Below are 19902 nucleotides of genomic sequence, written 5' to 3'. Positions count from 1 at the left end.
GGAACCGGATCGGCTGGCGGCTGCCGGCAAGGGAAAAAGAAAAAGGCGGGCCTTCATCAGAAAGACCCGCCTTGGTGTGATTGGTTTTAGCGGCTTGGGTTCAATACTGCAGTCGGCCTGCGTGTATTTTCGGCAAAAAAGCCCGCCTAGGCGGGCAGCGGCTCAGCGCAAGCCGGCAATGTAGTCGGCCAGGGCGCGGATTTCGCGGTCGTTGAGCTTGGCGGCAACCTGGGTCATGGGGATGCTGTTCTTGCGGCCGCCGTCACGGAAAGCCGTTAGCTGCGTCACGGTGTAGTCGGCATGCTGGCCGCTCAGGCGCGGGTACTGGGAGGGAATGCCGGCGCCGGTCGGGCTGTGGCAGCCCGCGCAGGCGGCGATCTGGCGGTCCTGCACGCCGCCGCGGTAGATGCGCTCACCGAGGGCGACCAGTTCCTTGTCCTTGGCAAAGCCGGTTTTGGCTTTTTTCGAGGTGGCCCAGTAGGCGATGTTTTTCATGTCATCGTCGGAGAGCGCCGAAGCGAAGCCCTGCATGATGGGGTTTTTGCGCTTGCCGGATTTGAACTCCTGCAGCTGCTTGACCAGGTATTCGGGGTGCTGCTGCGCCAGCTTGGGGTTGGCCGGAGTGCCGGAATTGCCGTCGGCGCCGTGGCAGCTCGCGCACACGGCGGTGAAGCTGGCTTCGCCCTTGACCAGGTCGGGTTTGGCAACCTTGGCCGGAGCCGCTGCGGCGGCCGGGGCGGCATCGTGCGCGGGTGCGGCTGCTTCGCCGGCGGCGAAGGACGATACGGCGGGCACGGCCAGCAAAGCGGCCAGGAGGGAAGTAACGAACAGCTTCATATCGGGGGTTTTAATTGGTTGGCGCACAAAACGTATAACTTTCTGATTTTACAATGGCTTCAGGGCACCCCCGATTATTCGGGGTCTTGCCGCGGCAAGCCGCCAGGAGCTTTCTGCCGGTTCGCGGCCTCCCAAGCCCCGCCCACAGGGGCTTTGGCCCCTTTCAACGCATGCCGCCGGCATGCAAACGACCTTCAGGGACCGCCCGACCATGACCTCCGCACCGCCGCCCAAACAAGCTTCCGCCACACCCGACCCCAAGATCGCCATGGGCTGGCTGCACACGGCCAAGTTTTTGACCACAGCGCCCGAACTCAAGCACCTGCCGCGCGTCGACGTGCCGGAAATCGCCTTCGTGGGCCGCTCCAACGCGGGCAAATCCACCTGCATCAATACGCTGACGCAGCAGCACAGGCTGGCTTTTGCCTCCAAAACGCCCGGCCGCACACAAAGCATCAACCTGTTCAGCCTGGGCAAACAGGGCGTGATGGATGCGGTGCTGGCCGACCTGCCGGGCTACGGTTATGCGGCGGTGCCCAAGGAAGCCAAATACCGCTGGCAACAGGTGATGGGCAATTATTTGCAGACGCGAGACAACCTCAAGGCCGTGGTGCTGCTGTGCGACCCGCGCCTGGGCCTGACGGAGCTCGACGAAATCCTGCTCGACGTGATCCGGCCGCGCGTCGAGGAAGGTCTGAAATTCCTGGTGCTGCTGACCAAATCGGACAAGCTCAACAAGACAGAAGCGGCCAAGGCGCTGTCCATTGTGCGACTGCAGGCCGGCGGCGGAGACGTCAAACTCTTTTCTTCGCTGAAGCGCCAGGGCGTCGAGGAAGTCGCCCAGCATTTATGGGACTGGGCGCACCCGGCTGACAATGAAAAGCCCGGCAGGCCCGCCCAGGCTGCGCCCGACGACTTGCCTGAAATCAACGATTGAGGCCGGCCGGCGCTTTCGGCCCCGGATAGAAAGCGTAGCGCCATGATTGAAACCTGTTTGCAGGCCCTGCCCCACGGCATCAGCCTGTCCTGCCGCACCAGCGGCGCCAAAGGCCGGCCCGTGCTGATGTTTTTGCACGGCTTTCCCGAAGCCGCTTTTGTCTGGGATGGCCTGCTCGAGCACTTTGCCCGGCCTGAAAACGGCGGCTTTCGCTGCATTGCGCCCAACCTGCGCGGCTTTGAACAGTCCAGCGCGCCCGCCGAGGCCGCCGCCTACCGGCCCAAGCACCTGGTGCAGGACATCGCGGCGCTGATCGCGCTGGAGGGCGGCCAGCTCGAATGCCTGGTGGCCCATGACTGGGGTGGCGCGGTGGCCTGGAACCTGGCGGCCGGCCAGCCGGCCCTGATGAAAAAACTGGCCATCATCAACTCGCCGCATCCCGGCACTTTTTTGCGCGAGCTGCAGCAGTCGCCGGCGCAGCAGGCCGCCAGTGCCTATATGAATTTCCTGATCCGCCCCGACGCCGAGGCGCTGCTGGCCGAGGACGACTTTCGCCGCCTCTGGGAGTTTTTCACTCACATGGGCGCGGCCGACGGCCCGCACGCCTGGCTCACCGACACGGTGCGCGAACAATACCGCGAAGTTTGGCGCCGAGGCCTGACCGGCCCCTGCAACTACTACCGCGCCTCGCCGCTGCGCCCTCCCCGGCCGGGCCCGCCGCACAACGACCCGGCCGCGGCCGCCGTGACGATTCCGCGCGAGATGCTGGAAATCCATCTTCCTACCCTGGTGCTCTGGGCCATGGACGACATTGCCCTGCCGGCGGCCCTGCTGGACGGCCTCGAAGACTACGTACCGCAAATGACATTGCAGCGCATTGCCGGCGCGACCCACTGGATAGTCCATGAGCAACCGGCCTTGGTGGCGGCATACCTGCGGGATTTTCTGCGCTAGCGGCCGCAGGCCCGCGCCGGCTCAATACATCGACGGGTCGCCTTCAGGTCGGGTCTTGAAGCGCTTGTGCACCCAGTAGTACTGCGCCGGCATGGTTTCAATGTAGTCGCGCAGCCGCGCATTCATGAGCGCGGTGTCGGCCACCGGGTCTTCGCTGGGGAAATCGCCCCAGGCCGGCAACACCTGCACCTCGTAACCGGTGGCGGTGACGCGCGGCAGCAGCGGCAACACCTTGGCGCGGCCCAGCCTGGCAAAGCGCGAGAGCGAGGGCACGGTGGCTGTCGGCACGCCGAAAAACGGCACAAACACCGAATCGTCGGGACCGAAATCCATGTCCGGCAGCAAATACAGCGGCTGGCCTTCGCGCAGCGCCGCGACGATGGGTTTGACGCCGGCCGCGCGGCCGAACAGGCGCAGGTTGCCGAAGCGCCGGCGCCCGCGCAGTATCCAGCGGTCCACCAGCTTGTTGGACTGGTCGGTGTAAATCGTGGTGGAAGGCCGCGGCATTTGCAGTGCCACCGCGGTCCAGGCCGCATCCAGGCCCACAAAATGCGGCAGGAAAATCACCGTGGGCGCGTTGCCCGCGAGTTCCTCAACCGCGCCCGTCAGGTGCACGCGCCGCTGCACCCAGGCTTTGGGTGCGTGCCACAGCCAGGCGCGGTCCAGCCAGGCCTGGGCGAAATACACAAAGGTCTGCACATTCAGGCGGCGCCGCTCTTCGGCGGAAAGTGCCGGGAAACACAGGGCCAGGTTGGTGTCCACCACACGCCGGCGCGCACTCACCACGGCATACAACACCCAGCCGAGCAGCACGCCCAGGGCGCGTGTCCAGGAAAGCGGCACCAGAGCCAGCAGTTGCATGAAAAGAATGCCGCCGCGGGTTACGAGCCGGCTGGCCATCTGGCGGGCAGTCTTCAAAGCGGTGCTTCCTTGCGTGGTGTCTTGTAGCGGGCGTAGCCCCACAAGTACTGGCCGGGCTGGCTCAGTACGATGGCTTCAATCGCGCGGTTGATCTGCGTCACGGCCTGCAGCAGTTCGGCTCGCGGCTTGCCGGCATCGTCGGGTTGGACCCCTTGGACCGCCGGCCATATCTTGAGGAAGTAGCCGCTGCCATGCGGGAGGCGCTCGCAGCTCACCGGCAGCAGCACCGCCCCGCTTTGCAGTGCCAGCCGCGCCGCCAGGGTCATGGTGTAAGCCGGTTTGCCGAAGAATGGCGCCCAGACACCCAATCCTTCCGGCGGCACCTGGTCGGTCAGCAGGGCCACAGCCTGGTTCGCCTTCAAGGTTTTGTGCATCAGGCGGATGCCGCTCAGGGAGGCCGGTACCACGGTGAGGTTGGCGCGGTCGCGCGCCAGGCGCTCCAGCCGCGCCAGCCAGGCCTTTCGCGCGGGCCGGTAGATCGCGGTGATGGGCCCGTACAGCTCAGCCAGCGCCTGCGGGCCCAGCTCAAAACTGCCGCAATGCGGGCCGAAAAAAATCACGCCACGGCCTTGCGCAAACGCCTGCTCCGCATGGGCCTGGCCCTCGACGCGAACATTGCCCAGGCAGGATTCCGTGGCGGGCCGCATCCACAGCTTGGGCAGTTCGGCGATAAAACGCCCGGCCTCGGCGATCGCCGGGCGGGCCAGCTCAAAGGGCAGGCCGGCCTGCGCCACATGGGCCCGGAATTGCGCGCGGTAGCGCGGGCTCAAGGCCCAGACCAGCCAGCCCAGACCGGCGCCCAGCGCATGCAGGGCGGACAGCGGCCAGAGGGCGAAAAATCGGAACAACCAGGGCATTGATCAGGCAAAAGGGGTATTGAGGGGCCAATCCAGCCGAAAATGGGCTGTCTTATAATGAGGGCTGTCGCCGAGTTATTGAACAACTTGCAGGGCGACATTAAACCAAACTGCTAAAGCGTTCGCCGAAGCACCCCAGCCGGCAACGCGCCGACAAACTTTATGGAGTGTACGCAATGGCGAACGATTTTCTCTTTACTTCCGAATCCGTCTCCGAGGGCCATCCCGACAAGGTCGCCGACCAGATTTCCGACGCGATTCTCGACGCGATCTTCAAGCAGGACCCGCGCAGCCGCGTCGCCGCCGAGACCCTGACCAACACCGGCCTGGTCGTGCTGGCCGGTGAGATCACCACCAACGCCCACGTCGACTACATCCAGGTCGCGCGCGACACCATCAAGCGCATCGGCTACGACAACACCGAATACGGCATCGACTACAAGGGTTGCGCTGTCATGGTCTGCTACGACAAGCAGTCCAACGACATCGCCCAGGGCGTGGACCACGCTTCCGACGACCACCTGAACATAGGCGCCGGCGACCAGGGCCTGATGTTCGGTTACGCCTGCGACGAAACGCCGGACCTGATGCCCGCGCCTATCTATTACGCGCACCGCCTGGTCGAGCGCCAGGCCCAGTTGCGCAAGGACGGCCGCCTGCCTTTCCTGCGCCCCGACGCAAAAAGCCAGGTCACCATGCGCTACGTGGACGGCAAGCCGCACAGCATTGACACCGTGGTGCTGTCCACCCAGCACAGCCCCGACCAGAGCGAAACCCCGCACAAGATGAAGGCCTCTTTCAACGAAGCCATCATCGAGGAAATCATCAAGCCGGTGCTGCCCAAGGGCATGCTGACCAAGGACACTCGTTACCTGATCAATCCGACCGGCCGCTTCGTCATCGGCGGCCCTCAGGGCGACTGCGGCCTGACCGGCCGCAAGATCATCGTCGACACCTACGGCGGCGCCTGCCCGCACGGTGGCGGAGCCTTCAGCGGCAAGGACCCCAGCAAGGTGGACCGCTCGGCCGCCTACGCCGCCCGCTACGTCGCCAAGAACATCGTGGCGGCCGGCCTGGCCCGGCAGTGCCAGATCCAGGTGGCTTACGCCATCGGTGTGGCCAAGCCCATGAACGTCACGGTCTATACCGAAGGCACGGGCGTGATCTCCGACGAAAAGCTCTCGGCCCTGGTCAACGAACACTTCGACCTGCGCCCCAAGGGCATCATCCAGATGCTGGACCTGCTGCGCCCCATCTACGAAAAGACGGCAGCCTACGGCCACTTCGGCCGCGACGAACCGGAATTCACGTGGGAAAGAACTGATAAAGCTGCTGCGCTTCGCGCTGCAGCCGGTCTGTAAGGCCGCCGGGCGAAAGCCCGGTATCAGTTCTTCAGCGCAGGCTCACTTCGCGCAGCGAAGTTAAGGGCTGAAAGCCCGTGCCGGAGCTAAAACGACAGCCAAGGCCGTCGCAACCACATCGGCGGCAAGGCGGCGTCCTACGCCGCAGCCCGCGAAATGCCAGCAACATAGAGCCACCTTCGGGTGGCTTTTTTCATGCTTTGACTTAAGACAGGCCTGCGCCCGGCCGGCGGCGCCATTTCAAGAACTCCAGGAAAGCTCCCATGCGAAGCACCCCCCGCAAAATGGCCGTCAATGTTGCCTGCGCCTTGATCGCCGTGCTCACCCTGATCGGCATCAGCGAACTGTCGTACGACAAATCCATGGATGCGATGGATGAGGTGGCGCATGCCCACCTCACACGCAGCCATGTCCAGCGGCTGCTGCGCGATGTGCTCGACGCGGAGACCGGTCAGCGAGGCTACCTGCTGACGGGCGACACCATGTACCTGGAGCCCTACAAAGCCGCCATCGCGGACATAGGCCAGACGCAGGACCAGCTGCGCGAGCTGCTCGCCGCCCGCCCGGACCAGGCCAGCACGCTGTCGCTGCTGGGACGGACGGTGCAGCGCAAGCTGGCTGAAATGGATTTGTCCATCCGCATGAAGAACGAAGGCAAGGACGAGGCCTGGCGTTTTGTTCTGACCACGGAGGTGGGCAAGGAGCAAATGGACGCCATACGCGACAGCGCCGGCCGGCTCATCGAAGAAACCAACCAGGACACCGCCAGGGGCTACGCGGAAGTCCGGCGCTCGCTGCTGCTCACGCGCATAGGCATCACCCTGGTGGCGACCGTCGCCTTTGTGGCCTTCTGGCTGTATTTGCGCCAGACCGCCGCCCTGGACCAGGCCGGGCAGCGCCAGCAGCTGGCATTGCAGGCCGAGCGCGACCAGTTGAACGTCCAGGTCAAGGAGCGCACCAGCCGCCTGGCCGAACTGGCCACCCACCTGCAGCAGGTCCGGGAACAGGAAAGAGAGCACCTGGCGCGCGAACTCCACGACGAACTCGGCGCGCTGCTCACGGCCGCAAAGCTCGATATCACGCGCATCAAAGCCAAGCTGTCCGGCGAAAACGGCGACTTGCCGGCCCGCATCGAGCACCTGATTGAAACGCTCAACAGCGGCATCGCCCTGAAGCGGCGCATCATCGAAGACCTTCGCCCTTCCTCGCTGTCCAACCTCGGGCTGCTGCCGGCCCTGGAGATCCTGACGCGAGAGTTCGCCCAGCGTTCGGGCTTGAGCATTGTCACCAACCTTGAACCAGCGGAATTGGACGAAACCATACAGCTGACGGTCTACCGGCTGGCCCAGGAGGCCCTGACCAATATTGCCCGCTATGCGCAGGCGCAGAACGTGGAAATCAACCTGCTGAGCTACAAGGACTACATCATCGTGACCGTGCACGACGACGGCCGGGGCTTCGATCCGCAGGCCGTGCAGGCATCCAGCCACGGCCTGCAGGGCATGCGCCACCGGGTGGAGGCCTCGGGCGGCCACCTGGAGATCAGTTCCACGGAAAAGGGTACGACCGTCTCGGCCACCCTGCCCCTGGTGGTGCTGCGCACCGCGGCGGCTCATGTGGCGGACAACGCGGCCTAAGGCGCGCTCGCCTATCGCACAGTCTGCGGCCCACTCGGGATCGGCTTTCGCGGCCGGTTGCAGCGAAACAGGCTTAGCGCAGCAGGGCCGATGCCCGGCCGCCAGTCAGCGGGAGCGTCGACAGCGGCAATTCCAGCATCATCGCGATCGCTGAAAAAGCCTAGCCGCGCGTGTAAGGCGTCTTGCCGATATGCCGGGTATTGCCCAGTTCTTCGGAGGGCTCGTTGTCGGCTTTGGGTTCGGCAATGGTCTTGTTGGTACCCTCCCTGCCGAATTCATCGGAGAGGCTTTTGCCGGGCTTGACCACGGGCTTTTTCGGGCCGCCGGCATGGCGGCTTTGCGGCTGCGCACTGGTTTTTGCGTTCATCTCCCTCTCCTTTGCTCACGGACCGGCGGAACTCGCGCAAATCCATCAAGTGACAAAACTGCTGCCGGGTGCGCCTGATTGCGGCCCCGAGGGTGGCTTGGGCAGACCGAAATGCTTGCCGGACACCGGAAACGGCCAAGGATGGCGGGAGCGGACCGGCTCGACCACCGGCTCACGTGCCGGGCGCATGGCACGGCTATCCTGCGCCTCCTCGCGTGGAAAACTGTCTAGAAACATCTTGCTAGCCCGTTGGGGCTCGGAGTGGATGAACTTCGACTTTAGGGGCCGGCAAGGGTGACAAGCCGTCAGCAGGAGAGGAATTCCGTGTAGGACAAGCTCGAATCGGCCCCCAGCACCCATCCTGGCATCTCAGCCCGAAAGGCAGGACATCAGCCTGTCGTAATCGACAGGCTTGACCAAGTGGTGGTCAAACCCCGCCAGGCTGGCGCGGGTCTTGTCGGTCGACTGGCCCCATCCGGTGACGGCAATGAGGATGACTTTTTCATTGCCCGGCTGCTGGCGTATCAGGCGCGCCGCGTCGTAGCCGTTCATGCCGGGCATGCCGATGTCCATGACCACCACATCCGGCCGGTCGGCCCCGGCGGCGGCCACGGCGGCGACGCCGTCGTAGGCTGTGGTGACGGTGAACCCGTCCATGCCGAGCAAGACCTCCAATGTGTTGGCCGCGTCCACGTTGTCGTCCACCACGAGGATTTTTTTGGTGCCGGCGGGCGGGGTGGCGCCGTCGGCTTGCGGGGGCGCCTCAGGCCGCTCGCCCTCCAGCACCACCGGCAATGCCAGCACGAACTCACTGCCGCGGCCCAGGCCTTCGCTGGCCGCCTGCAGAGTTCCGCCGTGCATCTCGGCGAACTGCCTGGCCAGACTCAGGCCTATGCCCAGGCCGGTCGGCGCTTCGCCGGGCACGGGCGTCTGGGCAAACAGGTCGAAGATCCTCCCGAGCGAGGCCGCTTCCAGCCCTACGCCGTTGTCCTTCACGCGGAAAGTCACCACGGGCCCCGCGACGTCCGCACGCAGCACGATATGCCCGCCAGCGGGCGTGAATTTGGCGGCATTGACCAGCAGGTTGGCCACGCTTTGCACGAGGCGCGCATGGTCGGCGTCCAGGACATGGACGCCATCCGGCTCCAGCACCTCCAGCCTGTGCTGCTTGCTCTCCATGGCGGAGCCGGAAATCTCCACCGCGTGGTTGATCACCGACTGCAGCGTGATCCGCCCTTTTTTGAGCATTACCTTGCCGCTGGTGATGCGGGCCACGTCCAGCAGGTCGTCCACAAGCCGCGTAAGGTGGGAGACTTGGCGGTCCACCACATTGCGCAACTGCGTCACCTGGCCCGAATCGGGGTGCAGGTGCTTGAGAATGCCCATGGAGGTGCGGATCGGCGCGAGCGGGTTGCGCAGTTCATGCGCCAGCGTGGCAAGGAACTCGTCCTTGCGCTTGTCGGCGTCGCGCACCTGGTACTGCCTTTCACGCGCGCGCACGGCCGAACGCGTGGCCGTGATCAGCGCGATGGTGCGCACCGGCCGCTCCACCAGCGTCACGTTGCCCAGGTGCTCCACGGCCCGCTGCACGTCCAGCGAATCGGCGCCGCTGCGGGTCAGCAGCAAGATGGGAATGTCCGACCATGTGGGCTGCGAGGCCACATAGTCCGCCAGCGGCCGCATGGCCGCGCCGCTGACGACCTCCTCGACCAGCAGCAGCGCGCCGGCGCCCAGCGGCAGTTGCCGCATGAGTTCCTCACTGGTCGGGCAAACGATGCTGTGGATGCCCACGGACTGCAGCACTCTGGCGGTCAGCGCCGCATCCCGCCCGGTGGGCGCGCAGATGACGATACGCCGCTCCACTACTTCGCTCCGCGGGAGGCGCCCAGTTCAGGATCACTGCCGGTGTAGACAGGCACCCCCGTGAGGATGCCGCGGAAACCGCGCAGCGGCGCGCCCACGTGGATGCCGCCGCGGGACATGGAAAACTCGCGAATGGTGCGCTCGTGCAGGCTGCCGCGCTTTTTGAACACCGAGACGGCCTGCTTGACCTCGCCGTCGTGCTCGAAGTAGCGCAGCATCAGCACGTTGTCGGCCAGGTAGCTGGCGTCCACCATGGTGGACATCTGGCCGCCCAGCATGCCCTGCTGCACGCCCACCAGGATGGTCACGACGCCACGCTGGCCCAGGTAGGTCAGCAACTCGTGCAAATGCGTGGTCAGGAAGCGCTCGTCCGGCATGGCGTTGAGGTAGCCGTTGATGCTGTCGATGACGACGACCTTGCAGCCGCGGTCGGCGGCCTGGCACACCACCGTGGAAAATTCGCCGGGCGACAACTCGGCGGGATCGATCTGCTGAATCGTCAGCATGCCGCTCTCATAGGGCTTGCGAATGTCCATGCCCAGGCCGTCCGCGCGGTTCAGCAAGTTGTTGGCGGCTTCCTCGAACAGGAACATGGCGCTGCTCTGCCCACGCTTGGCGGCCGCCGTGACGAACTGCGCCGCCAGCGAAGACTTGCCGGTGCCAGGGGGGCCGGCGATCAGGGTGCTGGTGCCCTCCTCCAGGCCGCCACCCAGCAGTGTGTCGAGTTCGGGCAGGCCGCTGGTCAGCTGCACGCGTTTTCCCATCACGCGCGACTCTGCCGCCACCAGGCGCGGATACACGCACAGGCCCCCGTACTGGATGTCGTAGTCGTGCAGGCCGCCGCGAAAGGCGATGCCGCGGTACTTCACCACGCGCACGCGGCGGCGCTCGGCGCCGTAGTCTTTCACCGACTGGTCCAGCGTGATCACGCCGTGGGCGATGCTGCGCACCTGAAGGTCTATGCCGGCGGCCGTGCGGTCGTCCAGCAGCATCACCGTGCAGGAGCGGCTGGCAAAAAACTGCTTGAGCGCCAGCACCTGGCGGCGGTAGCGCAAGGGGGTGTCGGCCAGCAGTTGCAACTCGGACAGGGAATCGATGACCACGCGGGTCGGCTTCTGTTTTTCGATCACCGACAGGATCATCTGCGTGGTCGTGCCCATTTCCACCTCCGACGGGTGGAACATGGTGTATTCGGCCTCCGGCATCAGCAGGTTCTCGGAAGGCAGTACTTCGTGGATATGGATGCCGTCCAGCGCCCAGCCGTGGGATTCGGCGACGCCGGCGAGCTCCGCGGCGGTTTCGGCCAGCGTGATGTAGACGACGGACTCGCCGCGCTTGGCGCCGTCCACCAGGAACTGCAGGCCTGTGGTGGTCTTGCCGGTTCCCGGCTCGCCTTCGATCAGGTAGATGCGGTCCTTGATCAGGCCCCCTCCCAGGATGTTGTCCAGGCCGGGAATGCCGGTTGAGAGAAAAATTTTGTCGGACGGTTTTTGAAGCGTCATGATTACGTGCACTGAATGCGGTTGTGAAAGCCTTTTGACCTGACACGCACAATCCGCAACACCCCGTTAAAGAACGAAGCGGCTTGTAACACCTGAATAAATAGTAGCCAGAGGACCCCTGAATCGCGGGTTTTCGGCAGCGGTGTTGCGCGTAGGACCAGAGGCCATCCCGTTGTCAGCCGTCGTTGGGCCACTATTCGCGCGGGGGGAAGGGGCCGGGCGCCGAATGGCCGCCTGGAGTCTCGGCCCATGACATGGCGCGAAAAGCACCAAAACCTGAGCTTTCGGGCCCCGGCGCCTTGAAAACCGGCCTAATTGCCTCTATGATTAGCACTCGATGGTATTGAGTGCTAACAAAGCCTTATCAATCCACCAAAGTTAACGAGCACTCACTTTTACGTGGGTGTTTTTTGATTCCCAAAACCCAGTGTTCTCAAACAAGGAGCTCTCATGAAACTTCGTCCTTTGCACGACCGCGTGATCGTCAAACGCGTGGAAAACGAAACCAAAACCGCTTCCGGCATCGTCATTCCTGACAGCGCCGCTGAAAAGCCTGATCAAGGCGAAGTGCTGGCCGTTGGCCCCGGCAAGAAGAACGACAAGGGCGAATTGAGCCCCGTGGGCGTGAAAGTGGGCGACCGCGTGCTGTTCGGCAAATACAGCGGCCAGACCGTCAAGGTCGACGGCGACGAATTGCTCGTCATGAAAGAAGAAGACCTGTTTGCAGTGGTTGAAAAATAATTCGCAACGCGAATTGTTTTCGTCGAGGCTAACTTCGCGAAGCGAAGTTAAGGGCCGAAAGGCCCGGCCGGAGACAACAGTAAATCTTCACCACAAACCCCTTATTAACTGAATTCTGGAGAATTAAACATGGCAGCAAAAGACGTCATTTTCGGCGGCGAAGCCCGCGCACGCATGGTCGAGGGTGTGAACATCCTGGCCAACGCCGTCAAGGTAACCCTGGGCCCCAAAGGCCGTAACGTGGTTCTGGAGCGCTCTTTCGGCGCCCCCACGGTGACCAAGGACGGTGTGTCCGTCGCCAAGGAAATCGAACTGAAGGACAAGCTGCAGAACATGGGCGCGCAGATGGTCAAGGAAGTCGCTTCCAAGACCTCCGACAACGCCGGCGACGGTACCACCACCGCCACCGTTCTGGCACAAGCCATCGTCCGCGAAGGCATGAAGTACGTGGCCGCCGGCATGAACCCCATGGACCTGAAGCGCGGTATCGACAAGGCCGTGCTGGCCCTGACCGAAGAGCTCAAGAAGGCTTCCAAGCCCACCACCACCTCCAAGGAAATCGCCCAGGTCGGCTCGATCTCCGCCAACTCCGACGAATCCATCGGCAAGATCATCGCCGACGCGATGGACAAGGTTGGTAAGGAAGGCGTGATCACCGTGGAAGACGGCAAGTCCCTGCAAAACGAACTCGACGTCGTCGAAGGCATGCAGTTCGACCGCGGCTACCTCTCCCCTTACTTCATCAACAACCCCGAAAAGCAGTCCGCGCTGCTGGACAACCCCTTTGTGCTGCTCTACGACAAGAAGATCAGCAACATCCGTGACCTGCTGCCTACCCTGGAACAAGTTGCCAAGGCCGGCCGTCCGCTGCTGATCATTGCCGAAGAAGTCGAGGGCGAAGCCCTGGCAACCCTGGTGGTGAACACCCTGCGCGGCATCCTGAAGGTTGTGGCTGTGAAGGCCCCCGGCTTCGGCGACCGCCGCAAGGCCATGCTGGAAGACATCGCTGTCCTGACCGGCGGCAAGGTCATCGCTGAAGAAGTCGGCATGTCGCTCGAAAAAGTGACGCTGGCCGACCTCGGCCAGGCCAAGCGCATCGAAGTGGGCAAGGAAAACACCATCATCATCGACGGCGCCGGCGCCGCAGCCGACATCGAAGCACGCGTCAAGCAAGTGCGCGTCCAGATCGAGGAAGCAACCAGCGACTACGACCGTGAAAAACTGCAAGAGCGCGTGGCCAAGCTGGCCGGCGGTGTTGCCGTGATCAAGGTCGGCGCAGCCACCGAAGTCGAAATGAAGGAAAAGAAGGCCCGCGTGGAAGACGCGTTGCACGCGACCCGCGCTGCCGTGGAAGAAGGCATTGTGGCCGGCGGCGGCGTTGCGCTGCTGCGCGCCAAGCAGGCTGCGGGCGTCATCAAGGGCGACAACGCCGACCAGGACGCCGGTATCAAGCTGGTGCTGCGCGCTATTGAAGCCCCCCTGCGCGAAATCGTCTACAACGCAGGCGGCGAAGCCTCCGTGGTGGTCAACGCGGTTCTCGGCGGCAAGGGCAACTACGGCTTCAATGCAGCCAACGACACCTACGGCGACATGATCGAAATGGGTATCCTGGATCCAACCAAGGTCACCCGCACCGCACTGCAGAATGCCGCTTCCGTGGCATCGCTGATGCTGACGACCGAAGCCATGGTGGCCGAGTCTCCAAAGGACGAAGCACCTGCCGGCGGCGGCATGCCCGGCGGCATGGGTGGTATGGGCGGCATGGGCGACATGGGCATGTAATGCCTGCCTGAGCTCTCGCTCCATCAAAAAGGGCCGCTTTCGCGGCCCTTTTTTTATGCTTGTTTTTATTGCTCGCCCGCTGGGCAGGTGGGCACGCCAGGGCGGCGAGGCCGCGCAGGAGACTGCCGATCATCAAGGCGGCCGGATTGGCCGGCCAAAAGCGCATTGCACGCATCCGTACAAACCTTGTACGAAGAACGTTTTCAATCGATAAAACTCGTTGCGTCTGCGCTTCATCGCCCGGACAAAACCCCATGCAAGCCAGCGCGTATCAGCGCTTGCCGCTACCATGACCATTGATACCTATCCCCTGGATGAACCTCCAACACCTTAAAACAGTCACCCAGCCACATCACCGGACTCGCCCCATGCCTCTTTCCAGACAATACCTGATTGCCGCGGCCGTCACGGCTGCGTTCACACTCCCTGCTTTCGCGCAGCAAGCCGGCACCTGGTCTTTGTCGGCCGGCGTTACGCGCATCAAGCCCTCGGTGGACAGCGGCACGCTGACGGGAAACATACCCAACGTGCGTGTGGGTGTCAGCAACGACACCCGGGTGACGGGCGCGATCAACTACATGGCCACCGAGCACCTCAACCTGCACCTGCCGCTGGGCCTGGGTTTCCGGCATGACGTCACCGGCGACGGCACGCTCGCGGGTTTCGGTAAGGTGGCCGAAACCAAAGCCTTGCCGATCACTCTGATAGGCCAGTACCGCTTTTTCGAGGCCGAGGCCCGGTTCCGACCCTACCTGGGCGCCGGCCTGTCCTATGTACGGTTTTACAAAGAAAAAGGCAGTACCCTGCTGACCGCGCTGACCAACCCCGGCGGCCCGCCCACCGGCGTGTCCTTCAAATCCAAGCTGGCCCCTTCCTTCCAGGTCGGAGGCGTCTACAACCTCAATGACAAATGGTTTGTGGAAGGCAGCTATACCAAGACCCTGCTGAAAACCCGCGGCACGCTGAGTACGGGGCAGACAATTGACGTGGTGCTGGACCCCAACTGCTTCACCCTGCAACTGGGTTACAAGTTTTGAGCAAGGCCGCCGCTTCGCCGTGAGCGGGCACTGACGCGCCGCTACTTGCTCGCAACAGCCGAACCCGAAGCCGGTATGAGCTTGAGTGGCCCGTAGAAGGCCTGCAACTGGCCTTCATTCCTTTCACCTTCGGTAAATACCGCAAAGCTCAGCAAGGCACCCGGGTCTTCGCCAAAGGCCTTGCGGTAGTCGGCACGGATGTCTCGCTCGTAGCTACGCCATTCGTTATACCCGTGGTCGCCCGAGTCGACGACGATCTTGCGGATGCGGTCGGTGCGGTCGTTGACGACGACCTCACCGGGCTCCTTGACCCGCGACCACGAATAGACCAGGGTTGCGAAAGGCATCTCTTCGCCGGTCAGCAAGCGGCTCAGCTCCGACAGCATGGCATTTTTCATCGACAGCCGCGAGCGGTCGCCTTCGAAGGCGAGCACCACCCGTACCGGCACATCCTCGAGTTGCGGCAGCGCGGCGTTGGCTCCCGCACCCGCGTTGGGCACGTTCCAGGAAAAACGCACAAGGCCTAGTTGATCCGGCTCAATGCGGTGGCGATGGCGCAAGATGCTGCCGGAAGCCTCGGCCTTCGCGAGCACCGCGTCGCGGCCTTCATGGCGCACATAACTGTAGCTGGCCGGCTGCTTGCCGGGCACGCGGAATATCTCCCATCTGAGGTCGTCGGGCTTAAGGTCCCCGGCTTTGGGCGGCGCCGACATCTCGGCCCAGGCCGTGCCGGTCACGCCTTCGGCCACACCCACGGTGCCGCCCTGGCTGACGGGCTCCTCGGCGTCGGCGTCCTCGTCAACGGGCGCGCGCGTTGCGCAGCCGGCGGCCAGTGCCGCGGCAAGGAGCGCAGCGGCGAGCATGGAAAAACGGGGGAAACCTCGGCCAGACGGAGCAGGTAAAGACATGATGCGAAGTCATCGAAAAATCAGCGAAGCGGCAAGTTGACCACGAAACCGCGCGCTCCCGTCAGGGAAAAAAGCACAGTTTTGCGTAAATCAGCCGGAAATTTTGCGCAGCAGGCCTGCCGTCGAGCCGTCAAGGCCGGACAGGTCGCCGCTCTGCAGGCGCGGCTCGATATCCCTGGCCAGCACCTTGCCGAGCTCGACCCCCCACTGGTCGAAGCTGTTGATGCCCCAGATAGCGCCGCTGACGAACACACGGTGCTCCTGCAGCGCGACCAGCGCGCCCAGGCTGGCGGGCGTGAGCCGCTCCAGCAGCAAAAAGGTGCTGGGCCGGTTGCCGGGAAAATGTTTGTGGCCACCCGCATCGTCCTTGCCCTGCATCAGCGCCTGCGCCTGGGCCAGCACATTGGCCAGCAAGGTGGCGTGGTGGCCGGGCAGGCCGTGTCCGGCCTGTTTGACGGCGACAAACTCCACCGGCACCACCGAGCTGCCCTGGTGCAGCATCTGGAAATAAGCGTGTTGGCCGTTGGTGCCAGGCTCGCCCCAAAGCACGGGCGAGGTGGCGAAAGGCAAGGCCTGGCCTCCGGCGTCGACACGCTTGCCGTTGCTTTCCATTTCAAGCTGCTGCAAGTAGGCCGGCAGGCGCCGCAAGGCGCTGCTATAAGGCGCGATGCTGCGGCTGCCGAAGCCGTAGAAATTGCGGTACCAGACGTCGAGCAAGCCCAGGCGCACCGGCAGGTTGCGCGCCAGCGGCGCCGTGCGGAAGTGTTCGTCCATGGCATGCGCACCGGCCAGCAGCTCACGAAAGCCGGCCGCGCCTATGGCGATGGCAATCGGCAAACCTATGGCCGACCAGAGCGAATAGCGCCCGCCCACCCAGTCCCAGAAGCCGAAGCTTGTCTTGATGCCGAAAGCATTGGCCGCCGCGACATTGGTCGTCAGCGCCGCAAAATGCCGGCCGACATCCGTGCCGCCCTGCGCTTCGAACCAGCGCCTGGCCGAATGCGCATTGGTCATGGTCTCGGTGGTGGTGAAGGTTTTGGACGCCACCAGAAACAGCGTGTTTTGGGGCTTGAGCCCTAGCAGCACGCCGGCCAGCTCGCCGCCATCGACGTTGGAGACAAAGTGAAAACGCTTGCCGGGGATGGCGAATTCAGCCAGCGCCAGCACCGCCATCTGCGGGCCGAGGTCGGAGCCGCCTATGCCGATGTTGACGATGTCGGTGATGGCCGTGTCGGCGCGCAATTGCTCGGCATAGGCCAGCATGGCGTCCAGGGTTTCATGCACGCGCGCCAGGTCACCCGTCATGCCGCCGCCGGCCGGACTCCGCAGTAAAAAATGCATGACGGCGCGCTGCTCGGTGCCGTTGATCAGCTCGCCGGCAAACATGGCATCGCGGTGCTGCTCAACCTGGCATTGCGCGGCCAGATCCAGAAGCCGCGCCTCGCTGGGCGTGTCGATCAGGTTTTTGGAGAGATCGGCAAAAACATACGGCGCCTCCTGGCTGAAATGCGCAAAGCGCCCTGCGTCGGCCGCGAAGGCCCGGCGCAGGTCAAAGGATTTTCCCTGGGTGTCGAAGCAGGCCTGCAGCGCGGCCCATGCCGGCGTGCGGTCGCAACGGGGTCTTGGCTGCACGGCCATGGCTCAGGCCGCCAGCATCAGTTGTTCGAGCTTCACGGCGTCGGCCGCGAAGGCGCGTATGCCCTCGGCCAGCTTTTCGGTGGCCATGGCGTCTTCATTGAGCGCGTAACGGAAACCCGCTTCGTCGTAGTTGACGGCGGGCAGGTCCAGTGCGGCGGCCGCTTTGGCGTCCAGCGCGCGTACCAGCGGCGCCTCGGAAGCCGCCAACTGCCCCAGCAGCTCGGGGCTGATCGTCAGCAGGTCGCAGCCCGCCAGTGCGGTGATCTGGCCCACGTTGCGAAAACTCGCGCCCATCACCTCGGTGGCGATGCCGAAGTGCTTGTAGTGGTTGTAGATCTCGCGCACCGACTTCACACCGGGGTCATTGGCGCCGGCCATCGCGGCCTCATCCCAGGCTGCGCCGGCGGATTTCTTGTACCAGTCGTAGATGCGGCCGACAAAGGGCGAAATCAGCTGCACCTTGGCCTGGCCGCAGGCCACCGCCTGGGCGAACGAGAACAGCAGGGTGAGATTGGTGTGGATGCCGCGCTGCTCGAGCTTTTCGGCCGCCTGTATGCCTTCCCAGGTGGCGGCGACCTTGATCAGCACGCGGTCTATGTGTATGCCCTCGGCCTGGTAGAGCTCGACGATGCGTTCGCCGCGCGTATAGGTGGCGTTGGCGTCAAAGCTCAGGCGCGCATCAACTTCGGTCGAGACGCGGCCCGGGATGATGGAGAGAATTTCGCAGCCGAAGCGCACCAGCAGGCGGTCCATGGTCTCGTCGAGGGCACGGCCCTTGAAACGGGCCACGGTGTCCTTGAGCAGGGGCTGATAGTCGGCCTTCTGCACCGCCTTGAGGATCAGCGAAGGGTTGGTGGTGGCGTCCTGCGGCTTGAATTGCCCCAGCTGCTTGAAATCACCGGTGTCGGCAACCACGGTGGTGAACTGTTTGAGGGCGTCAAGTTGGGTCATGGCAGGGATGCTGGGCAAAAACGCGAAAGTGGTCCGGATGAAACACCGCGGGAGCACCTGCAGGCGTGCATCTCACGGGTTCAGGGTCGAGTTACCATTATGCCCATAGAATATGAAACTTAATTACCAAGACACTTTTTTACCATGAGTTTTGACCTCATCCTCTTTGGCGGCACCGGCGACCTGGTGTGGCGCAAGATCATGCCGGCCCTGTTCCAGGCTTTTCGCCATGGCTCGCTGCCGGCAGGCGGGCGCATCGTGGGCGTGGCGCGTGACGATTTGTCCGACGACCAGTACCGCGCCTTGATCAAGTCGCGCTTCGACAACGTCGAGCTGGCCAAGCGCCCCAGCGAGGAGGAGTTCTCGCGCTTTGCCGCGCTGCTGGGCTACCTGCGCATGGATTTGTCCAACCCGGCGGATTACGCGGGGCTGGCCGCCAGGCTGCAGCAGCGCCCGGCCGACGTGGTCGTGATGTATGTGGCGACGGCGCCCAGCCTGTTCACCACGGTGTGCGAGCAGATCGCCGCCGCCGGCCTGAACGGCCCGCAGACCCGCGTGGTGCTGGAAAAACCGCTGGGCCACGACCTGGCCTCGAACCGCGCCATCAACAAGACAGTGCGCAGCGTGCTCAGCGAGCAGCAGATCTTTCGCATCGACCACTACCTGGGCAAGCCCTCGGTGCAAAACCTGTTCGCGCTGCGTTTTGGCAATTCGCTGTTCGAACCGCTGTGGCGCCGCGAGACCATCGCCAACATCCAGATCACGATCGCCGAAGACCTTGGCGTGGAAAAACGCGGGGCCTTCTACGACAGCACCGGCGCGCTGCGCGACATGGTACAGAACCACGCGCTACAGCTGCTGTGCGCCATCGGCATGGAGCCGCCCATCAACTCGCATGCCGACGCCATCCGCGACGAAAAGCTCAAGGTGCTGCGCTCGCTCAAGCCCTGGACGCCCGAAACACTGGGCCAGCACGTGGTGCGCGGCCAGTATGCGGCCGGCAATATCGACGGCGAACCCGTGCCCGGCTACCGTGACGAAAAAGGCGTGCCCCCCGACAGCCGGACCGAAACCTTCGTCGCCCTGCGCACCGAGATCGCCAACTGGCGCTGGGCCGGCGTGCCCTTTTACATCCGCACCGGCAAGCGCCTGGCCGGCCGCGATGCGCACATCGAGGTCAACTTCCGGCCGGCGCCGCACGCGATTTTCAAGGCCTCCACCTCCGGCTCCAACGTGGCCAACCGGCTGGTGATCAACCTGCAGCCCAAGGATGGCCTGGAACTGCACCTGCTGGCCCAGGGCGCCGACCAGCGACGCGGCACATCCTCGCTGGCGCCGGTGCAGCTGGACCTGGATTTCGACAAGCGTTTCGGCTCCGAACGCGTGGGCGCCTACGAGCGGCTGCTGCTGGACGTGATCGACGGGCGCCTCAACCTCTTTGTGCGCAGCGACGAACAGGAAGAAGCCTGGCGCTGGGTGGAGCCTATTTTGGACAGCTGGAGCAACGATTCCGGCGCGCCGAGGCCTTATGCCGCCGGCAGCTGGGGGCCAAGTGCGGCGAGCGCGATGATTGCGCGCGACGGCTATTGTTGGTCGGAGGAGTGCTAAG

Annotated in this window: 17 protein-coding genes; 8 read left to right on the top strand and 9 right to left on the bottom strand. The window is 64.0% G+C overall.

The genetic code is table 11. From position 1 onward, the window contains the following. Positions 1 to 162: 162 nt before the first annotated feature. A complete protein-coding gene (locus ACEN8I_RS06115) occupies positions 163 to 837 on the bottom strand; it encodes a c-type cytochrome (protein WP_413327413.1) in 675 nt (224 codons plus the stop codon). 211 nt (positions 838 to 1048) lie between these two features. Here ACEN8I_RS06115 and yihA point away from each other — a divergent pair, with 211 nt between their 5' ends. Continuing rightward, a complete protein-coding gene (yihA, locus tag ACEN8I_RS06110) occupies positions 1049 to 1774 on the top strand; it encodes a ribosome biogenesis GTP-binding protein YihA/YsxC (RefSeq protein ID WP_413327411.1) in 726 nt (241 codons plus the stop codon). 42 nt (positions 1775 to 1816) lie between these two features. Next, entirely contained in the window at positions 1817 to 2728 is a 912-nt protein-coding gene (locus ACEN8I_RS06105) for an alpha/beta fold hydrolase (RefSeq protein WP_413327409.1), read from the top strand. Positions 2729 to 2749: 21 nt separating this feature from the next. On the opposite strand, the gene ACEN8I_RS06100 is transcribed toward ACEN8I_RS06105, so the two are convergent. Then, complete coding sequence (locus ACEN8I_RS06100; RefSeq protein WP_413327407.1) at positions 2750 to 3646, bottom strand: lysophospholipid acyltransferase family protein; 897 nt, start codon at positions 3644 to 3646, stop codon at positions 2750 to 2752. Next, entirely contained in the window at positions 3643 to 4506 is an 864-nt protein-coding gene (locus ACEN8I_RS06095; protein WP_413327405.1) for a lysophospholipid acyltransferase family protein, read from the bottom strand. Before ACEN8I_RS06095 ends, ACEN8I_RS06100 begins: the two co-directional genes overlap by 4 nt. A gap of 176 nt (positions 4507 to 4682) precedes the next feature. Here ACEN8I_RS06095 and metK point away from each other — a divergent pair, with 176 nt between their 5' ends. Further along, positions 4683 to 5867, top strand: coding sequence for a methionine adenosyltransferase (metK, locus tag ACEN8I_RS06090; protein ID WP_413327403.1), 1185 nt, complete (start codon positions 4683 to 4685; stop codon positions 5865 to 5867). A gap of 263 nt (positions 5868 to 6130) precedes the next feature. Continuing rightward, positions 6131 to 7504 (top strand): CHASE3 domain-containing protein, encoded by a 1374-nt coding sequence (locus ACEN8I_RS06085; protein ID WP_413327401.1) that lies wholly within the window; start codon positions 6131 to 6133, stop codon positions 7502 to 7504. 160 nt (positions 7505 to 7664) lie between these two features. On the opposite strand, the gene ACEN8I_RS06080 is transcribed toward ACEN8I_RS06085, so the two are convergent. From ACEN8I_RS06080 to ACEN8I_RS06070, 3 genes are all read right to left on the bottom strand, one after another. Then, positions 7665 to 7871 (bottom strand): hypothetical protein, encoded by a 207-nt coding sequence (locus tag ACEN8I_RS06080; protein ID WP_413327399.1) that lies wholly within the window; start codon positions 7869 to 7871, stop codon positions 7665 to 7667. A 369-nt stretch (positions 7872 to 8240) separates the two neighbouring features. Continuing rightward, entirely contained in the window at positions 8241 to 9734 is a 1494-nt protein-coding gene (locus ACEN8I_RS06075) for a response regulator (RefSeq protein ID WP_413327397.1), read from the bottom strand. After that, a complete protein-coding gene (locus tag ACEN8I_RS06070) occupies positions 9734 to 11236 on the bottom strand; it encodes an ATPase domain-containing protein (RefSeq protein WP_413327395.1) in 1503 nt (500 codons plus the stop codon). The genes ACEN8I_RS06075 and ACEN8I_RS06070 overlap by 1 nt, the downstream gene beginning before the upstream one ends. Positions 11237 to 11686: 450 nt before the next feature. Here ACEN8I_RS06070 and ACEN8I_RS06065 point away from each other — a divergent pair, with 450 nt between their 5' ends. The 3 genes from ACEN8I_RS06065 to ACEN8I_RS06055 all read left to right on the top strand — a co-directional run bounded on the left by ACEN8I_RS06065 (position 11687) and on the right by ACEN8I_RS06055 (position 14796). Beyond that, a complete protein-coding gene (locus tag ACEN8I_RS06065; RefSeq protein ID WP_007872916.1) occupies positions 11687 to 11977 on the top strand; it encodes a co-chaperone GroES in 291 nt (96 codons plus the stop codon). A gap of 129 nt (positions 11978 to 12106) precedes the next feature. After that, complete coding sequence (groL, locus tag ACEN8I_RS06060) at positions 12107 to 13759, top strand: chaperonin GroEL (protein WP_413327393.1); 1653 nt, start codon at positions 12107 to 12109, stop codon at positions 13757 to 13759. A gap of 368 nt (positions 13760 to 14127) precedes the next feature. After that, positions 14128 to 14796, top strand: a complete 669-nt coding sequence (locus ACEN8I_RS06055) for an OmpW/AlkL family protein (RefSeq protein WP_413327391.1) — start codon at positions 14128 to 14130, stop codon at positions 14794 to 14796. A 41-nt stretch (positions 14797 to 14837) separates the two neighbouring features. On the opposite strand, the gene ACEN8I_RS06050 is transcribed toward ACEN8I_RS06055, so the two are convergent. The 3 genes from ACEN8I_RS06050 to tal all read right to left on the bottom strand — a co-directional run bounded on the left by ACEN8I_RS06050 (position 14838) and on the right by tal (position 18293). Then, positions 14838 to 15659, bottom strand: coding sequence for a DUF3047 domain-containing protein (locus ACEN8I_RS06050; protein WP_413327389.1), 822 nt, complete (start codon positions 15657 to 15659; stop codon positions 14838 to 14840). Between the two features lie 135 nt (positions 15660 to 15794). Then, the gene (gene pgi / locus ACEN8I_RS06045) at positions 15795 to 17342 is read right to left on the bottom strand and encodes a glucose-6-phosphate isomerase (RefSeq protein WP_413327387.1); all 1548 of its coding nucleotides are present in this window, start codon (positions 17340 to 17342) and stop codon (positions 15795 to 15797) included. Between the two features lie 3 nt (positions 17343 to 17345). Then, positions 17346 to 18293, bottom strand: coding sequence for a transaldolase (gene tal / locus ACEN8I_RS06040; protein ID WP_413327385.1), 948 nt, complete (start codon positions 18291 to 18293; stop codon positions 17346 to 17348). Between the two features lie 144 nt (positions 18294 to 18437). On the opposite strand from tal, the gene zwf reads away from it, so the two are divergent. Then, on the top strand, positions 18438 to 19901 hold the full coding sequence (zwf, locus tag ACEN8I_RS06035) for a glucose-6-phosphate dehydrogenase (RefSeq protein ID WP_413327383.1): 1464 nt from the start codon (positions 18438 to 18440) through the stop codon (positions 19899 to 19901). Position 19902 lies beyond the last annotated feature (1 nt).

The organism is Polaromonas sp. CT11-55 (assembly GCF_047303325.1).
In the GTDB taxonomy this organism is placed as follows: Bacteria; Pseudomonadota; Gammaproteobacteria; order Burkholderiales; family Burkholderiaceae_C; genus Polaromonas.
This window is presented reverse-complemented; position numbering and strand designations above follow the sequence as displayed.